Here is a 760-nt window from a genome sequence, read left to right as displayed (position 1 = left end):
AAAAAAGGGCGTTCCTATGAGGATTTCCAAAATTATTTGGCCCTTAAGCAACTGAATTACTGGCTGGAAATGGACACCGTTATGGGTAGAATGGGAGGTAAAGTCCTACTCACCTTCAATCTCTCTTTCTGTAACTTTATCTTCGCTAGACTGCTGGATAATAAAACTGCCCTTGAGGTTACCAAACACCTTTATGACATCAAGAACACTCTTCACCAAGCGGATAATGATTTCTTCCAACTCTTTCCTGTCATTCTGACTGATAATGGTGGAGAGTTTGCCAGGGTTGATGACATCGAAATGGATGTTCGAGGAGAGTGTAATCTCTTCTTTTGTGACCCTAATCGCTCTGACCAGAAAGGCAGAATTGAGAAAAATCACACCTTGATTCGCGACATTCTACCTAAGGGAACTTCTTTTGACAACTTAACTCAAGAGGACATTAATCTCGTTTGTTCGCATGTTAACAGCGTCAAACGTGCTGCTTTGAATGGAAAGTCAGCCTATGAACTCTTTGCCTTTACTTATGGAGAAGAGATTCCTAAACTTCTCGGCATTTCTAAAATACCTGCAGAAGATGTCTGTCAGTCGTCTAAATTACTCCAACATAAAATCTAAAAATTAATATTCAACCCCATTCAAACGTCTCACACTAACTTCCACCATAGCGGAACTTAATCTGAAACGCTTTCAGATGAGAGGATTTTGTGCGCTCTTTTTTTCGATTCCTTTCGGCTACAAAAGCTATAAAACCAAGCAT

Annotated in this window: 1 protein-coding gene; it reads left to right on the top strand. The window is 40.0% G+C overall.

Features of this window, described 5'->3' with window-relative positions:
- The coding region (locus M1F37_RS09935) for a transposase (RefSeq protein ID WP_419991952.1) at positions 1 to 618 on the top strand (618 nt) is incomplete at its 5' end.
- Positions 619 to 760: the final 142 nt, after the last annotated feature.

It is taken from the genome of Streptococcus mitis (assembly GCF_023109105.1).
Classification (GTDB): Bacteria; Bacillota; Bacilli; order Lactobacillales; family Streptococcaceae; genus Streptococcus; species Streptococcus mitis_BW.
The sequence above is the reverse complement of the archived record's forward strand: the minus strand, read 5'-3'. Positions and strand labels throughout refer to the sequence as shown.